At 53.7% G+C, this 15,183-nt stretch carries 12 protein-coding genes and 1 pseudogene; 3 read left to right on the top strand and 10 right to left on the bottom strand.

What is annotated here, in order from left to right:
* Nucleotides 1-7 precede the first annotated feature (7 nt).
* The 6 genes from IAE55_RS20500 to IAE55_RS20475 all read right to left on the bottom strand — a co-directional run bounded on the left by IAE55_RS20500 (nucleotide 8) and on the right by IAE55_RS20475 (nucleotide 6,715).
* Nucleotides 8-1,996: an alginate lyase family protein gene (locus tag IAE55_RS20500; protein ID WP_200633750.1), complete on the bottom strand. Its 1,989-nt coding sequence runs from the start codon at nucleotides 1,994-1,996 to the stop codon at nucleotides 8-10.
* 2 nt (nucleotides 1,997-1,998) lie between these two features.
* Entirely contained in the window at nucleotides 1,999-3,267 is a 1,269-nt protein-coding gene (gene wecC / locus IAE55_RS20495) for a UDP-N-acetyl-D-mannosamine dehydrogenase (protein WP_200633749.1), read from the bottom strand.
* Between the two features lie 76 nt (nucleotides 3,268-3,343).
* Nucleotides 3,344-4,240, bottom strand: coding sequence for a UTP--glucose-1-phosphate uridylyltransferase GalU (gene galU, locus IAE55_RS20490; protein WP_200633748.1), 897 nt, complete (start codon nucleotides 4,238-4,240; stop codon nucleotides 3,344-3,346).
* Between the two features lie 281 nt (nucleotides 4,241-4,521).
* Nucleotides 4,522-5,172 carry a CpsD/CapB family tyrosine-protein kinase gene (locus IAE55_RS20485; RefSeq protein ID WP_325168671.1) on the bottom strand — a complete coding sequence of 217 codons (651 nt, stop codon included), beginning with the start codon at nucleotides 5,170-5,172 and terminating at the stop codon, nucleotides 4,522-4,524.
* 13 nt (nucleotides 5,173-5,185) lie between these two features.
* Nucleotides 5,186-5,935 carry a YveK family protein gene (locus IAE55_RS20480; RefSeq protein WP_200633746.1) on the bottom strand — a complete coding sequence of 250 codons (750 nt, stop codon included), beginning with the start codon at nucleotides 5,933-5,935 and terminating at the stop codon, nucleotides 5,186-5,188.
* Between the two features lie 39 nt (nucleotides 5,936-5,974).
* Nucleotides 5,975-6,715 (bottom strand): tyrosine-protein phosphatase, encoded by a 741-nt coding sequence (locus tag IAE55_RS20475; protein ID WP_181152896.1) that lies wholly within the window; start codon nucleotides 6,713-6,715, stop codon nucleotides 5,975-5,977.
* 331 nt (nucleotides 6,716-7,046) lie between these two features.
* Here IAE55_RS20475 and IAE55_RS20470 point away from each other — a divergent pair.
* The 3 genes and pseudogenes from IAE55_RS20470 to IAE55_RS20460 all read left to right on the top strand — a co-directional run.
* A pseudogene (locus IAE55_RS20470) lies at nucleotides 7,047-7,250 on the top strand (helix-turn-helix domain-containing protein); the annotation flags it as partial.
* Nucleotides 7,251-7,426: 176 nt separating this feature from the next.
* The gene (locus IAE55_RS20465; protein ID WP_076168532.1) at nucleotides 7,427-8,074 is read left to right on the top strand and encodes a metal-dependent hydrolase; all 648 of its coding nucleotides are present in this window, start codon (nucleotides 7,427-7,429) and stop codon (nucleotides 8,072-8,074) included.
* Nucleotides 8,075-8,447: 373 nt separating this feature from the next.
* Nucleotides 8,448-9,368: a cation diffusion facilitator family transporter gene (locus IAE55_RS20460; RefSeq protein ID WP_234489742.1), complete on the top strand. Its 921-nt coding sequence runs from the start codon at nucleotides 8,448-8,450 to the stop codon at nucleotides 9,366-9,368.
* A gap of 52 nt (nucleotides 9,369-9,420) precedes the next feature.
* Here the strand turns inward: IAE55_RS20460 and IAE55_RS20455 are convergent, their stop codons facing one another.
* The 4 genes from IAE55_RS20455 to IAE55_RS20440 form a co-directional block, all read right to left on the bottom strand.
* Nucleotides 9,421-10,584 carry a DUF2264 domain-containing protein gene (locus IAE55_RS20455; protein WP_200633745.1) on the bottom strand — a complete coding sequence of 388 codons (1,164 nt, stop codon included), beginning with the start codon at nucleotides 10,582-10,584 and terminating at the stop codon, nucleotides 9,421-9,423.
* Between the two features lie 89 nt (nucleotides 10,585-10,673).
* Nucleotides 10,674-12,473: a S9 family peptidase gene (locus IAE55_RS20450; protein WP_145156661.1), complete on the bottom strand. Its 1,800-nt coding sequence runs from the start codon at nucleotides 12,471-12,473 to the stop codon at nucleotides 10,674-10,676.
* 266 nt (nucleotides 12,474-12,739) lie between these two features.
* The gene (locus tag IAE55_RS20445; protein WP_200633744.1) at nucleotides 12,740-13,699 is read right to left on the bottom strand and encodes an L-threonine 3-dehydrogenase; all 960 of its coding nucleotides are present in this window, start codon (nucleotides 13,697-13,699) and stop codon (nucleotides 12,740-12,742) included.
* A 34-nt stretch (nucleotides 13,700-13,733) separates the two neighbouring features.
* Nucleotides 13,734-14,927, bottom strand: coding sequence for a glycine C-acetyltransferase (locus tag IAE55_RS20440; RefSeq protein WP_105443752.1), 1,194 nt, complete (start codon nucleotides 14,925-14,927; stop codon nucleotides 13,734-13,736).
* Nucleotides 14,928-15,183 lie beyond the last annotated feature (256 nt).

The following is a 15,183-nucleotide window of genomic DNA, read 5'->3' as shown; positions in this document are numbered from 1 at the left end:
CTCCAATCTATGTCCATCGAAACAAGGCGCGCAATCCTTGTCCGCTGCCCCGAACGTATAACTTCAAACTTGGCACGCGAACGCCATATCGGGGCGATACGCAGGCTTCCTGGAGCCCGGCTTCATCAGCTCCCTGCAAGGTCAGTTCCAACCGGACAACCCCACACTGAAGCTCCCAGATTTCTCCTCGAGAAACGGCCGTGGTACCCGGCGGAAACACAAAATAAGCCGTGTAATCCACGACGGCTGCTGACGCTGGACCTGATGGTTCCAACCTGTCCACGATCTCCAGCTCGCCGCTTCGCAAATAGAACTCGCGCCTGTGGACCACGCCGCACTTCTCTGTGTAGCCGAAGTGCCTGCCAGAGAAATATTCCCCCGTAAAGGCATCGCATTGAGCAAATGTCTGTTCACGCATAAGGAATAGTTCGTGCTCTCCAAAGTTATTCTGTTCATGCCGTCCTACCTGTATGGTGCTGTGCATACCTGTGCTTCGATATAGGTTCCGCTGACGAAAGTCCGCAGAATATACATAAGTCCCGGGATCAACGATAACATCCTGCCCCTCCACTTGAAGTTCAAAGCTCAGTTGATCATTGTGGCTGTGTGCTCCATGCCCGTGAAAGGACAGCTCGCCGCAGCGAATCAAGCAGTACGCCTGATGATTCCGCATCACATAAAACCCACCGTGCGGAAACGCGGCGGAATCGGTATTCCACTCGTCTAACGAATGTGCCTTCGATGGTGGTCCTGTCAACCATAGGGCATCCTCACACATGATACGGCCTGCCTGTCGGAAATCCGCTCGTCCGAAAAATTCTCCGGCAGCCGCAAGTAGATGGCGGAAATCGCGGCGCTCCCAACTGCCATATTGGGCCGTGATCAAATACCTTCCGTCGTCTGCATCGCCGATCATGGGCGTTCTTCCGTCCGGCTTCATCAAGGACAGCATGAATTCATGCATCTTCTCGAGCCGCCTCATGAAGCGGGCGGAGAAGAAAATGCCGTTGCGGGCACACCATATGGCGCTGACAAGCAGCAACTCCGCCACAAGCCGGTGGTACGAGGTTGATGCCTCATAGCTTGCCCCATCCTCGTGAACCTGGACAAACATTTCCTTCTCCATTTCGCTGACACCGAAATCCAACCATTCCTTCGGCCCACTCCGACGTTTACCCGGGGCAGTGACTTCAAATTCCCCGAAGTACAAACCTAGTCCAATCAATCCGGCAAGATTGGACATATAATGATTTCCAGTATGTTCGTCAGTATTCTCCAAATTGCTCATAATGAATAGGCCATGCATATACAGTGAAGCATTGAGACGGCTCCAGAACGCATTGTCCAGCAAAGGGCTATCCCGGAAGAAATAAACCGCCGAGATCCAGTTGACGGCACGAATGGCCACATCCATTGCGCATGTCCAGTTGACCGACATCGCCGGAGGGTTCTCCCGCAGCCAGGCCTCTACCTGGGCTTGAAATTCTAAGGCATACTTTTCGCTGCCCGTCAGCCAGTACGCCTTGCCGAGCGTGAAGGCATGTTGAAAACGCGAAAGCTCCCAGGGAACCTTCACGTCAGCTCTGCTGAATATATCCACTGTCCGGATCTTTTTGTAATATCGGGGCTTCCATCGGTAACCCGACTTAAAATCATCGTGCCAAGGCAGGTTTGACCCCAAATCGATCAAACCCGAACCCAGCAGATCAAACTGATGGGCGCAGACGACATCCGCCTGACGTATAATTTCCGCATCCAGGACTTCGCTTCGCAGAAACGTGGTATACCGATCCTTATTCTTTGAATCGAATAGAAATCGTCCAGCCGCAGCAAATCCTTCGAAGTGGAACGGATCCAGTACATCCGGAGCAAAACGTATCCGCAGGCCCATGTATGTATTACGCGTCTCATCCAGAACCTTGGCCGCCACTTTCATTACTGCTTCATGCGGTGTCATCCGCCTGAGCTTCTTGACTTTCATAAGCAGGGTGGACATAGCTACACACCGACCTGGACACGAGGCGACTCGCTGAAGAAGCCACGCGTATCCATAACGATTTTTTCCTGAAGCAGATTCCGGTCAATCGGGTAAAAAGCATCATGGTTCACCAGAAGCAGCACGATATCCGCCTTGCGTACAGCTTCCTCAATCCCCATTAATTGAACCCCTGCCTGCTGCAGCGACACCGGCAGAACCTGAATATGTGGCTCAACCACAAGGAGGGTTCCGACTTCCATTTTGGACAAGTGCTCCACGATCGCAGCGGCAGGGCTCTCACGCAGATCGTCTATGTTTGCCTTGAAAGACAGTCCCAAGCAGGCAATTATCGGCGACTTGAGCCGTTTGGCCCGCTCCGCCACCTTTTCTACGACATAACCCGGCTTAAAGTCATTGACCACCCTGGCCGTATGAATGAGTTTTGCCTGCTCGGGCGCGGCATCCACAAGGAACCAAGGATCCACCGCGATACAGTGGCCCCCTACCCCCGGACCAGGCTGCAGGATGTTGACCCGGGGATGATGGTTCGCAAGCCGGATCAACTCCCATACGTTGATACCCAGATGGTCACAGATCAAAGAAAGCTCATTGGCAAACGCGATATTGACATCCCGGAACGAGTTTTCAGTCAGTTTGGCCATCTCTGCCGTTTTGGCATTTGTCTCCAATATTTTTCCGCTAACGAATTGCCTGTAAAAGGCTACGGCCCGTTGGGTCGATTCCAAATCGATCCCGCCGATAACCCGGTCGTTCTCAACCAGCTCCCTCAGAATCTGTCCTGGCATAACCCTCTCTGGACAATGTGCTACATAAATCCGCCGGGAGGCATCATGAACCGAACCCGATACGCTCAAATCGGTCCTTGCTTCCATTAACCATCCTGCGGCCATCTCCGTGGTCCCAACGGGACTCGTGGATTCGAGGATTACGGTATTGCCGGGGCGTAAATAGGGAACGACGGCGAGGACGGCCCGCCTAACATAGGATAAATCCGGTTTCTGATTCTCCTGGAACGGAGTCGGTACCGCCAAGATAAAGACGTCAGCTTCCTCCGGCTCCTCTGACACGTGCAGCCTTCCGCTTTGCACAGCAGCCTTCACCATGATGTCAAGATCGGGTTCCACAATATGAACCTCGCCCTGGTTGATTAGATCAACCGTCTGCCGGTTGACGTCAACGCCATGAACCTCGAATCCCTTAATTGCCAGTAGGCTCGCTGTCGGAAGCCCGATATAACCGAGCCCGATGACACATACCTTATTGACCATAATTCGCCCCTACCTTGCATTTATATTTAGAATTGAATTACTTAGTGCTTCCTGAATTAAACGGGGAATTGCATGCTTACGACCTGGGCTCAACTCTTTCCAGCTTCATGATCCGCTCCAACTCCTCAAGCAGTGGGAGTTTCAGCTCACTCTGCTGCAAAGCAAACTGGACGGATGTCAGAATGTAGCCCAGCTTTTCTCCGACATCAAACCGCTCGCCTTGAAATTCATAACCCAGACATCCCCGCTTCGCGATCAGCTGTGAAATGGCGTCGGTCAGCTGGATTTCTCCTCCATAGCCCGCCTTCTGGTATTCCAGGAAACCGAATATGTCCGGTGTAAGGACGTAACGCCCCATAATCCCCAGATGAGACGGAGCTTCCCCCGGAGCCGGCTTTTCCACCACGCCGCGCAGCTCATAGGCCCGGGGATTTGTATCCAATCTGGAGCTTGGATCAATAATGCCGTAACGCTGCGTTTGGTCGGGAGCTACCGGACCTACGCCCACTATCGGTCGTCCATATTTTTCGTACTGCTGCACAAGCTGTCCGATGCATGGAATTTCCGCTCTAACAATGTCATCACCGAGAAGAACGGCAAAGGGCTCATTGCCGATAAAATTCCGTGCGCACCAAATTGCATGTCCCAGGCCCTTGGCCTCCTTTTGGCGGATGTAATGAATTTCAACCACCGAGGAACGCCTGACCATTTCAAGCACATCCAGCTTTCCTCTTTCGAGTAGGTTCAGCTCTAATTCGAACGAGTAGTCGAAGTGGTCCTCAATGGCTCGCTTCCCCTTGCCTGTTACAATGATAATATCTTCAATTCCTGCCTCGATCGCTTCCTCCACAATGTATTGGATGGTTGGCTTATCGACGATCGGCAGCATCTCCTTGGGCATCGCTTTGGTCGCCGGCAGGAACCGGGTACCAAGTCCCGCCGCTGGGATAATTGCCTTCTTTATTTTTTTCATTGTACTGCCCCCATTTCTAATTCTTCTATCCCTGGTGTCATACCAGCTTGTGTCTTTCTGGATGAAAGTATGAGCTATATTGTCATTAACAACATAGCTCATACTTCGATCACGAAGTATGAATAAAATCGGGCATTTAACCCGGCCTCACGTCACACTTTCGACGATAAACGTCTAAGGTACTCTCATACCCACAGCATGACCGAGTGCCTACCATGATAAAGGTACAGTAGACATAACCTTCGGGACCGGACTCATTCAAGCCCGGGCTCAGACTTGATTTATTGGTGGTAATAGCGGTACTGATTCGCTTCTGATTTGCTGTACTTTTTTTGATTTAACACGACTCCCAGAATTGACGCCTTTGCATGCTCTAACTTCTCTTTCGCTTTCTGGATATATTCCCGCTTTACTTTTCCGGCCAGAATCACGATGACGACACCGTCAGCCAAAGAAGACACAATTAACCCATCAGCTACCGCCATCACCGGTGCGGTATCGAGCAGAATAATGTCATAGCATTCTTTCCAAGCCGCAATCACTTCCGGTAATTTGTCCGATGATAATAGCTCGGTCGGATTAGGCGGTACAGGACCTGCCGTTACGAGTGACAAGTTTTCAACCACTGTACTATGGACGATATCCCCATAAGAGCATTGGTCGGCAAGTAGGTTTGAGAAGCCTACACGGTTCGATAAGTTAAAAATACTATGCTGGGAAGGGTGCCTCAGATCTGCATCGATTAGAAGTACGTTCTTCCCTTCCTGAGCGTAAGCAACGGCCAAATTGCTGATTGTGGTCGATTTGCCTTCACCCGCCTGTGTTGACGTTACCGCGATAACTCGAAGATTTTGATTCCAACCAGAAAACTGGATATTAGTGCGAATGTTCCGATAACCTTCGGAAATCGAGGATCTTCGGTTTACATTCATGATCAACTTGTTCCTATTGGCTGACTGACGCATATTTTTCACCTGCCTGCTTTTTGGATCGGTCTGCGGAACGCGAACGCAAATCCCTTTTCTTCATTTTCCGGACTGAGCCCAGGGTTGTCAGTTCTAGGTACCGCTCCACATCCTCTTCGGATTTGATCGTGTCGTCCAGATATTCCAGAAACAACACAAGGCATACAGCTGCCATCAACGAAATCACGAAAGCCGCAGCGGTGTACAGTTTTACATTCGGAACCACCGGCTTAGGCGAACTTTTCGGTGCGGCGTTGTCCAGAATGGAGATGTTGTCTACCTTCATGATTAAAGGGATTTCATCCTTGAACACTCTCGATACGGCATTTACGATGTTCATCGCCTGTTCATAAGAGGCGTCTCTGACTTTGAGTTCGATAATTTGGGAGTTTTGGGCGGTTTCAACGCTGACCCGATCCCTCAAATCCTGGGTGGTTACGTTTAGAGAGGGGTATTGACGAACAACTTTGTCCATGACGGATGCCGATGTGATAATGACCTTATAGGAGTTGATCAGCATAATGTTAGAATTGATTTCATTAATATCGAGCGTCGGCTTTCCTTCGCTGTCCATATTCGACTTATTGACAATCATCGTGCTGCTTGCTTCATAAACCGGCTTCATGACATAGACGCTGTAAGCACCAGTGCCGGCCGAGCACAAGACCACCACCAATACGATCAGCCAAAGGCGCTTTCTTAACATTTGCAGCAGCAGCTTAAATTCCATAACCCTTCCCCCCAATTTCATCGAATGGTTGCCTCCGCTCTAGACGGTGGGCTGATGAAACGTTCTGATCTCCTTTCCGCTGATGAGCTGCACCGCATGGTCCTCCAGGCTCTTCCGAAAGCCTGCTCCACACAGCTTATCGATGATGCCAAGCCCCTCCTGCGCGTAAAATTTCCGCCGGACCGTGTTGTGCGCATCTGTTCCAATCAAATGGACCAGCCGCTGTTTGCATAGATACGCAGCCGTGCTCTGTACCGATTCCCCAAAAAATCCGGCAAGCGACTGTGTCGTGACCTGCAGCAGGACGCCGAAGTCCCGAATCCATCCCGCCACTTGGTCTGGATGATCGATAATCCCCAAGTTCCGTTCCGGATGGGCAATGACGACCCGAATATCGGCCCGCTTCATGAAGGCAAGAAAATCTGTAAAATACCCGGGTACCTTGCGGGAGGGAAGCTCTACGAGTAAATAGCGGCTGCCGGCAAGTGTCTGGATCCGGCCGCGCCGGAATTCGGTGGGATAACGTTCGGTAAGGTGGTACTCCTGTCCAGGGAGCACCTTCAGGGGGATCCCGACGCGCTTGAGCTTGGCGTTAAACAGCTTCACGCGGCGGTTGATTTTTTTGGCGGAGTTCAAATAATGTCTCTCTCGGTGGTGCGGGGTGGCGATGATCGTCGTAATCCCTTCTTCCACTGCAGCCGCAGCCAAGCGAAGTGCTCCATCGATTGTTTTCGGCCCGTCGTCCACAGCCGGCAGGATATGGCAGTGTGTATCGATCATACGTATCAGCATCCATCCCTTTGATTTTTGAAAAACAACGCAACATTATGTATCATTAAATACGGAAGCTCGACAGAATATGCACTGGTTCCGGCTTCCTGGTGTAACCAATGGTGACGAATTGCGTCTTTATTCCTGGAATTGGCTTAATCTATGAATAAAGATTGACTTTCCAAGAGGAGAATGAACCTGTTTTTTTGGGTAAATCGGTTCAAAAACAGCTTGCACTATTGACGACACTGTTAATTTACGATACATTTTGTATCATGTCAAGCGTTATTTAGCAGGTCCAATTGCTCACGCATACCCGGGTATCCAAGGGGGGAAAGAAATGAATTACGGCAACCGAATATCAGAGCTCAGGGAGCAGAGGAAATTGACTCAAGAGGCATTGTCCATAACCCTTGGGATCAGCCGGGCGGCCTTGTCCCACTATGAGAAGAACCGCAGGAAACCGGATTTTGATACGCTGTCGAAGCTGGCTGATTATTTTCAAGTCTCCATAGATTATTTGCTTGGACGAACAGAGGCAGCCGCAGCGGACGAAAATTCGGATACAGCCAATCCGGCTGATTAACGGACCTGATGGTTACACGAACTTTAGTCCTATCCTCTCTGACAGGCATATACACGTGACACCAAAACGTGTATAATACGATAGCAAACATATGTTTGCCTGCAATCATCCTGATGTCAGTCAGAGGAGGAGAAATGAAGGGTTCGACACATCTCGCTATAGGCGTAGTGATCGGTGCTGCCGCCGCAGCCCATTATCCGTTTACGCTGAAACATGCAGCGATGTACATCGCGGTTTCCGCCTTATCAGCGCTAAGCGCAGACCTCGACGGCCCCAGCATGCTCAGTTCTACCCTCGGCCGGTTCTCGAAATGGCTCAGAGAATGGCTGTACTGGTCCGGACTGCTGCTCGTGATCGTCCTGGGGTACCTGTATATCGCTAAGGGGAGCTTTTATCTCGAATATTCCATCTTGGCGCTCGTCCTGTTTCTGCTCGGACTGATCATTAAAGACGGCATGATTCGTAACGTGCTCGTCAGCCTGATTGGCTGCATATTGATTTACGCCGGAATACATAACGCCATGGTCTGGATGTCCGGACTGGGTGCATTTGTGGGTATCGCCCCTTGGCTCAAACACCGCGGCATGACCCATACCGTCTGGGCGGTTTGGCTCTGGGCATGGATCAGTTCCGGACTGGAGGCATACCTCAATCTGGAAGGGATCATGCTCGTATCCACCGCCGGGTACTTGTCCCATCTGATCGCCGATTCGATGACGCCAAGCGGTGTGAAGTGGCTGTATCCGCTCTACAGGAAATCCTTTAAACTTCCGTTTAAATAGCCTCCGCAGTTAGACGATCCAGCCTTGTACCGGAAAAGCGAAAAGCTTCTGTTTCATCAACCAAGCAGCGTCAATTTAGGCCTCATAACCGGCATAAGCCTCCTGTTATTTGTCAGCCTCCTGCACCTCATGTTATGCGGAGAAGACAAATGTCACGGGAGGCTTTTGTTCTGTTGCTTGAGCCGGAAAGTGGGAATATGATGTATACGATTCCACCTTTTTCCGAATACTTTTAACTCGGAGGACTCCCGAGGCGCGATATTGTCGTGTCATGCGGGGGTTATCTTTGTCCGCGAGGCATGTTTTGGCGTAATAAGAAATGTTTATTTTTGGTTATATAAAAAGAAATAAACCCAAGAATGGAGCGAGGAGACTGGAGTCCGTGGCCAGCAAATCAATATTGGCGGTATGGGTCAGCCTCATCAGCAACGTCTTGCTGACCCTTCTCAAAGTCATCGTCGGGCTGTTATTCGGCAGTAAGGTTCTCGTAGCCGACGGGATTCATAATGCAGGCGATGTCGTGGCGACGATCGCGGCACTTACCTCGGCCATGGTATCCCGCAAGCCGGCGGATGAAGATCATCCCTACGGGCATGGGAAAGCCGAAGCGATCGCATCGGGCATCGTGGCGATCATTCTCGTCATGGCCGCGCTGCTGATGGTGTATAAATCGATCGAATCGCTGTTCGTTCCTCCGGCCGAAGCCAGCTGGATCGCGCTTGCGGCCGCGCTGGTTTCCCTGATCTGGAAGCAGATCCTGTACATGTACTGCATCCGGATCGGCAGGGCCGAGAACAGCCGCAGCCTGATTGCCACGGCCTACGACCATATCGCGGACGTCTACGCTTCCGCAGCCGCGTCCATCGGGATCGGCATTTCGCTGATTGGCGAAGCCTATCATATCCCCTATACGGAATACGGCGACCCGGTAGCCGGGATTATCGTATCGTACCTGGTGATCCGGCTCGGGTACAAAATGGGACGGGAGTCCATCGACATTCTGATGGACAAAAACATCACGAACGAGCAGCTCGCCATGCTGAGCTCGATCATCTACTCCGTACCCAACGTGAAGCGCGTCGACAGCATTCGGGCCCGGGAGCTCGGCAACGCCATCATCGTCGACGTCAAAGTCAGCGTCCCCAACCATCTCACCGTACAGGAAGGGCATGACGTCAGCCGGGAAGTGAAAAAAACGATCATGGAGCGCATGAAGCAGGTGGCCGACGTCATGGTGCACCTGAACCCATGGTACGATGACGGACAAGAGGCTGTCCCCGCCAGGCCGAAGTAGCCTGGGGGACAGCCTCTTGGTTTGTGACATTCCCGGTTCCATCATCCGGTGCTTAATGTCCAAGCGCATGGTCGATTCGGCCATGCCCGCCGCTCCAAATCCGCTTGGACGTCCACTCGGCTTCGCCCTGCCAGAACGGATCGTTCTCCGGCAGCGCGAGAGGCAGCAGGACGGTCGCACATAGATACAAGCTGCCCGTAGAAATATAACCCTCGCCCAGCTCCGGTTGGTGACCGCTGAGGCCAATGCGCAGCCAGCCTTCGGCGTCATACGTTCCTGCCGGCTCGAAGCAGCGCTTCATGACGGCCGTCAGCGCGCCGCGCACCTGCGCCGCGACCAGCCCTTCCGGCAGCCGCCGCTGCCAGGCCAATTGAGCCAGCAGATGGAAGGCGCCCGTCCGGTAGCTGATGGACCGGCCGACCACCGGAAAGCTGCCGTCCGGGGCGATCATGCGCTCCAGCTGCTCCGCGTAACGCTGCGCCCGGACGAGCGCCGGTTCCTTATGCGCCTCCCAGTCCGGCTGCAGCGCACCGGCGTGATCCAGCACGTCCAGCAGCATCGGGTGGATGACGAAGCTGTTGTAGTAGTCGGCGTGGTACGCCGGCCCGTCGCCGTACACTCCGTCGCCGGCGTACCACTGCTCCAGCTGCTTCAAGGCGTAATCGATCCGCATCGGATCCCAGTCCCGGTCGCCAAACCGGGCCAGAGCCGTCTCGATGACCGCCGAGAACAGCAGCCAGTTGTTGAAGAACGGCTTGCGCGTGCGGGTCAGCTTCCAGGTGGATAACCATCTTCGCTTCTGCTCATCCGTTAACGGATCCCATAAGACATGGGGCGCACGGAGAAAAGCTTGGCACAAGAAGGCCGTGTCCACGATGGGCTGATGCCCTTCGCCAAAATTCAGCACGTCCGGGGAGGCCGGGTCGCTGGCCTGCTCCAGCGCTTGATGTGTCAGCCCCAGCAGCTCTGTGCGCAGCCGTTGCTCCTCCGCGCTTCCACCCTCCGCTCCGAGCCAAGGGGCGATGCCGTCCAGGAGGCGGCCGAAGGCCTCCAGATGGGTATAAGCCTCCCGGCCCTCCCCGCTGCTCTCCACCGGCATCTCTGCGCGCAGCCTTCCCTCCGCAAGCCGCGTCAGCACCGGACGCGCCCAGATTTCCAAATGATGAAGCCAATACAGCCGCTCTTCCCTGCCAGCATGTTCTGTTCGTTCCGACATTCCTGTGTCTCCTCTCCCGGCTTCACGGCCGGCCCTAAGTTGGATGAAAGCACCGTATTCGCGCGGGCTTACAAAAGCCCCTCCACTCCCTACTGGCAGCGGTTCATGAACTCCACCATGCGGGTGTACGCGATTTTTTCGTTGGCCTTTTTGGTCATGCCATGACCCTCGTCCTCGAACACAATATACTCAACGTCGCGGCCCTTGGCCTGGAGCGCTTCCACGATCTGGTCGGACTCCGCCTTGACCACCCGCGGATCGTTGGCCCCTTGAATGATCAGCATCGGGTTGACCATCTGATCCAGATACGTTATCGGCGAATCCTTGACGAACCGTTCGCGGTCGCGTTCCGGATCGCCGAGCCAGCGCTCCATGATCGCCTTCCAGTGGTCCGGCACGGAATGGTAGAACGTAAACAGATTGCTGACGCCGAAAATATCCACGGCCGCCCGAAAATACTCGGGATTGCGCCCGGCCAAGAGCAGGGTCATATATCCGCCGTAGCTGCCGCCGACCACGAACAGCTTATCCCTTGAGGAAATGCCTTGCTCGAACAGCCACTCCATCCCTGCCAGGCAGTCCTTGCGCGGCCCTTCGCCCCAGTCCTGCTCCACCAGCTTCACAAACGAGCTGCCATAGCCTGTGCTGCCGCGGAAGTTCGGGCAGAAAATGTTGTAGCCCTGCGCGATGATATATTGGAACATCGACCGGAACTGCTTGCGCTCCGCGGCCTGCGGCCCGCCGTGCGGCCAGAAAACGGTATACCCGTTGGCCGCGTCCTCCTTCGCCCGGTACAAAAGAGCCTCTATCTTCATCCCGTCAAAAGAGGAATAGGACACCACTTCGGGCGCGGACAAGTCCTCCTCGGTCAGTCCCGTCAGCACGTTTTTCGTCAGCATCGTCCACTGTCCGTCCGCGTAACGGTACACATTCAGCGGCTTGACAGCGCCGCGTGCAAGCACGTACAGGTTCCCTGAGCGGGTTACGGTCAGCTGGTGCACGATATCGGCGGGCAGCGGAATCGGCGTCAGCTCGCCGGTGTCCAGCGCATACGCGTACAGCCGGTCCTCGACCCCGCGGTCTGTCACCAGATACGCCGTCCGCGTTTCCCGGTGCAGACGGATCAGCTCCACACTTTCCCGCTCGATGTGCAGCCGTTGTTCAAACGTGCCGGTTGCCAGATCGAAGGAAGCCAAATAAGCAAATTCAGCATCATAATCGGTGGCAAAGACCACCTCCCCATCATTCAGAAAATGAACCTCACCGGCATTATGGACCCGCCCGGGATCCGGCGTCAGGCACTGATCCGCCTCGTCCCCTACCCGGCGTAAATAACTGACGTTGTATGTATTGGCGTAGCTCTTGGTGTATGCGAAGGTCTGCTCATCCGGGCTGACGGCCGAAAGACTGGTCGTCGTTTCTTCGCCCTGCAGGAGCAGCCGGTCCTCTCCCGTATCCAGGCGGTACACCCGGGAATTCAGAAACATCGGGTTATCCCGGGAGGTGCTGTAATACAGGCGGTTGCCGTCTTCGGACAGATGGACAAAGTAATGCTTTTCATCCGGAGCACTCTCAGGAAACAGCGGCAGCGGCTGTCCGCCGTTCCACTTCAGCGCATGGAACTGGTAGTTTTCGTCGCCGTCGCGGTCAAACGCCGTCAGCAGATGCCTTCCCTCCGGGTCCGGCTTAATGAAGCTGGCCATTTGATCGTTGTACGTCAGCGGGTACGGATACGATGTATCCCCTTTCAAATCCATGGCCCACACATTGAATTTCCCGCTCAGGCTGGCGCTGAACACAAGCCTCGACTCGTCGGCGCTCACTCCGAAGCTGCTGATGACATAGCTCTGAAAAAACTGCTCCACATCCGGTTTTGGAAATGATATCATACCTTCGCCTCCTTTGATTAGGTGTGATTAGGCGCTTGTATACTTGCTGCTGCAATGCTGCTTCGTGTTGGCTGCGCCTGTACGCTTTCTTACCCATTATATCGAAAAAACGGCCTGACGAAGGGAGATCATCCCTACTTTTTTTCGCTAAAAAACCAAAAAAGCCGCACCCCCAAGGTCCATGCATCCCATTGCATCCTTCCTTGAGCGTACAGCTTTTTCCCGTTACAGCTTTCCAGCTTCATTAAATGTTCGTATCCCTTGAATCATGCTTTACGGAGCAGTTGTCTCCCGCCAAGATGGCCCAGCATATCCTTCGTCATCGCGTCCAGGTCGTAACGCGCCCGGAATCCCCATTCGGCCTTCGCCGCCGAAGCGTCGATGGAGTGCGGCCAGCTGTCTGCAATCGCCTGCCGCTTCGGATCGACATTGTAGTCCAGCGTGAAGCCTGGGATTTCTTTGCGGATCGCCGCGGCGATCGCCTCGGGATCTACGCTCATGGCCGTTACGTTAAAGGAATTGCGGTGCGTCAGCCGCGTCGAGTCGGCTTCCATCAGATCAATAATGGCGGTCAGGGCGTCCGGCATGTACATCATATCCATGTTGGTGCCCTTGGCGATATAAGACGTGTACTTGCCTTGAGTGACGGCCGCATAATAAATCTCCACCGCATAATCCGTCGTCCCTCCGCCGGGAGGCGTCACATAGGAAATCAGCCCGGGAAAACGGAGGCCCCGCGTATCCAGCCCATATTTATGGAAATAGTAATCGCACAGCAGCTCACCGGACACCTTATTCACGCCGTACATCGTGTTGGGGCGCTGAATCGTGTCCTGCGGCGTGTTGTCCTTCGGCGTCGACGGCCCGAACGCCCCGATGGAGCTTGGCGTAAAGAACTGGCATTTCAGCTCTCTGGCCACCTCCAGCGCATTCATCAGCCCGCCCATGTTCAGATTCCAGGCCAGGAGCGGCTTCTCTTCGGCTGTTGCCGACAGCAGCGCCGCCAAATGAATGATCGTATCGACCTGAAATCGCTTGGCAATTTCATGCATCGCCTTGTCATTGGTTACGTCCAGCAGCTCGAAAGGACCCGTCCGGGTAATTTCGTGGGCGGATGAACGCAGATCTGTCGCAACGACCGCGTCGTTGCCGTATATTTCACGCAGCTTGGCAACCAGCTCGGAGCCGATTTGCCCAAGCGCCCCTGTCACCAGAATCCTTTTCACGCGTCATTCCTCCTTGGAAAATTCACTAATAAATTTACCCGATCAGGTTCATTTCTTTGCCGACCTTTTCGTATACACCGATGACCTGCTCCAGCATTTCCTTCGTATGAGCTGCTGTCGGCATGTTGCGGATCCGGCCCGTTCCCTTCGGCACCGTCGGGAATACGATCGATTTTGCATAGACGCCTTCCTCAATCAGCCGCTTGCTGAACTGCTGCGTCTTCACTTCGTCCCCGATGATGCAAGGGGTGATCGGCGTTTCGCTGTGTCCGATGTCATAACCAAGCGCGCGCAGACCGTCTTTCAGGAAACGGCCGTTCTCCCACAGCTTGTCGATGAGCTCCTTGTCGTTCATCAGAATGTCCACCGCCGCGATGCAGGCCGCAATGACTGCCGGAGGCTGGGAGGTCGAGAACAGGAACGGACGGCTTCTCAGCTTCAGCCACTCGATCAGCTGCTTCGAACCGGCGACATAGCCCCCTACAACGCCAATCGCCTTCGACAACGTACCGATTTGAAAATCGATCCGGTCGGACAGGCCGAAATGCTTGACGGTTCCCGCTCCTTCGCCCAAAACGCCGGAGCCGTGCGCATCGTCAACATACGTAATGAGGTCGAATTCCTCGGCAATCTTTACGATTTCCGGCAGCTTGGCGATATCGCCGTCCATCGAGAACACGCCGTCGGTGATCACCATAATTTTGTTGTACAAGCCGGATTCCTTGGCTGCTTTCGCCTGGCTTCTCAGATCTTCCATGTCCGAATGCTTGTAGCGGATCACTTTCGCCTTCGACAGGCGGCAGCCGTCGATAATGGAAGCGTGATTCAGCTCATCAGACAAAATGGCGTCGTTTGCGTCCATCACCGCAGAAATGGCGGCCATATTGCAGTTAAAGCCCGATTGGTACACAATGACAGCTTCCGTGTGCTTGAACCCGGCCAGCTTCTCCTCCAGCTGGTTATGCAAATCCAGCGTTCCGTTGATCGTTCTGACGGCGCCGGCTCCCGCACCGTGCGTCTTGGCTGCCTGCACCGCCGCGTCGACCAGCCGGGAATCGGTGGCGAGACCCAGGTAGTTGTTGGAGGAAAGGTTAATCAAGGACTTTCCGTCAATTTGGATCACCGGGCCGTTTGGTCCCTGCACCGTATCAATCACGTTATACAATCCCTTGGCTTTCAGATCTTCTATGTTCGTGCTAAGAAACAAGTCCAATGCCTGACTTGCCATATCAATCCCTCCTCAATATACATATGTCCTCCTATAGTAGACATTTAAAATCCGTTATTTCCCTTGATGTTACAGGCTTTATTTAATTTTTAATGTATCACCTTTTATTCGATTTGTACATCCACTGAGGACAAAAATATTTCGGATTTTTTACAGGGCAAAGCGCTGGCCGGGCTGATGAACAGCGAAAATGAAAAACAACTAAACCCGAGGCATTCGGAGTTTAGTTGTTTTCTGGGCTTGCTGTTCCACTGGA

Origin of the sequence: Paenibacillus sp. S28 (genome assembly GCF_016624415.1) — a bacterium.
In the GTDB taxonomy this organism is placed as follows: Bacteria; Bacillota; Bacilli; order Paenibacillales; family Paenibacillaceae; genus Paenibacillus_AQ; species Paenibacillus_AQ favisporus.
Note: the sequence above shows the minus strand (reverse complement) of the source record. Positions and strands in the feature narration are given on the sequence as shown.

What these genes read in the sequence shown, in the direction of transcription:
- IAE55_RS20465 (WP_076168532.1), top strand. Translation starts at nt 7,427, where the DNA reads ATGAAGGGTTCGACACATCTCGCTATAGGCGTAGTGATCGGTGCTGCC.
- IAE55_RS20455 (WP_200633745.1), bottom strand. Translation starts at nt 10,584, where the DNA reads ATGTCGGAACGAACAGAACATGCTGGCAGGGAAGAGCGGCTGTATTGG.
- galU (WP_200633748.1), bottom strand. Translation starts at nt 4,240, where the DNA reads ATGAAAAAAATAAAGAAGGCAATTATCCCAGCGGCGGGACTTGGTACC.
- IAE55_RS20485 (WP_325168671.1), bottom strand. Translation starts at nt 5,172, where the DNA reads ATGAATGTAAACCGAAGATCCTCGATTTCCGAAGGTTATCGGAACATT.
- IAE55_RS20480 (WP_200633746.1), bottom strand. Translation starts at nt 5,935, where the DNA reads ATGGAATTTAAGCTGCTGCTGCAAATGTTAAGAAAGCGCCTTTGGCTG.
- IAE55_RS20500 (WP_200633750.1), bottom strand. Translation starts at nt 1,996, where the DNA reads ATGTCCACCCTGCTTATGAAAGTCAAGAAGCTCAGGCGGATGACACCG.
- IAE55_RS20440 (WP_105443752.1), bottom strand. Translation starts at nt 14,927, where the DNA reads ATGGCAAGTCAGGCATTGGACTTGTTTCTTAGCACGAACATAGAAGAT.
- IAE55_RS20450 (WP_145156661.1), bottom strand. Translation starts at nt 12,473, where the DNA reads ATGATATCATTTCCAAAACCGGATGTGGAGCAGTTTTTTCAGAGCTAT.
- IAE55_RS20475 (WP_181152896.1), bottom strand. Translation starts at nt 6,715, where the DNA reads ATGATCGATACACACTGCCATATCCTGCCGGCTGTGGACGACGGGCCG.
- wecC (WP_200633749.1), bottom strand. Translation starts at nt 3,267, where the DNA reads ATGGTCAATAAGGTATGTGTCATCGGGCTCGGTTATATCGGGCTTCCG.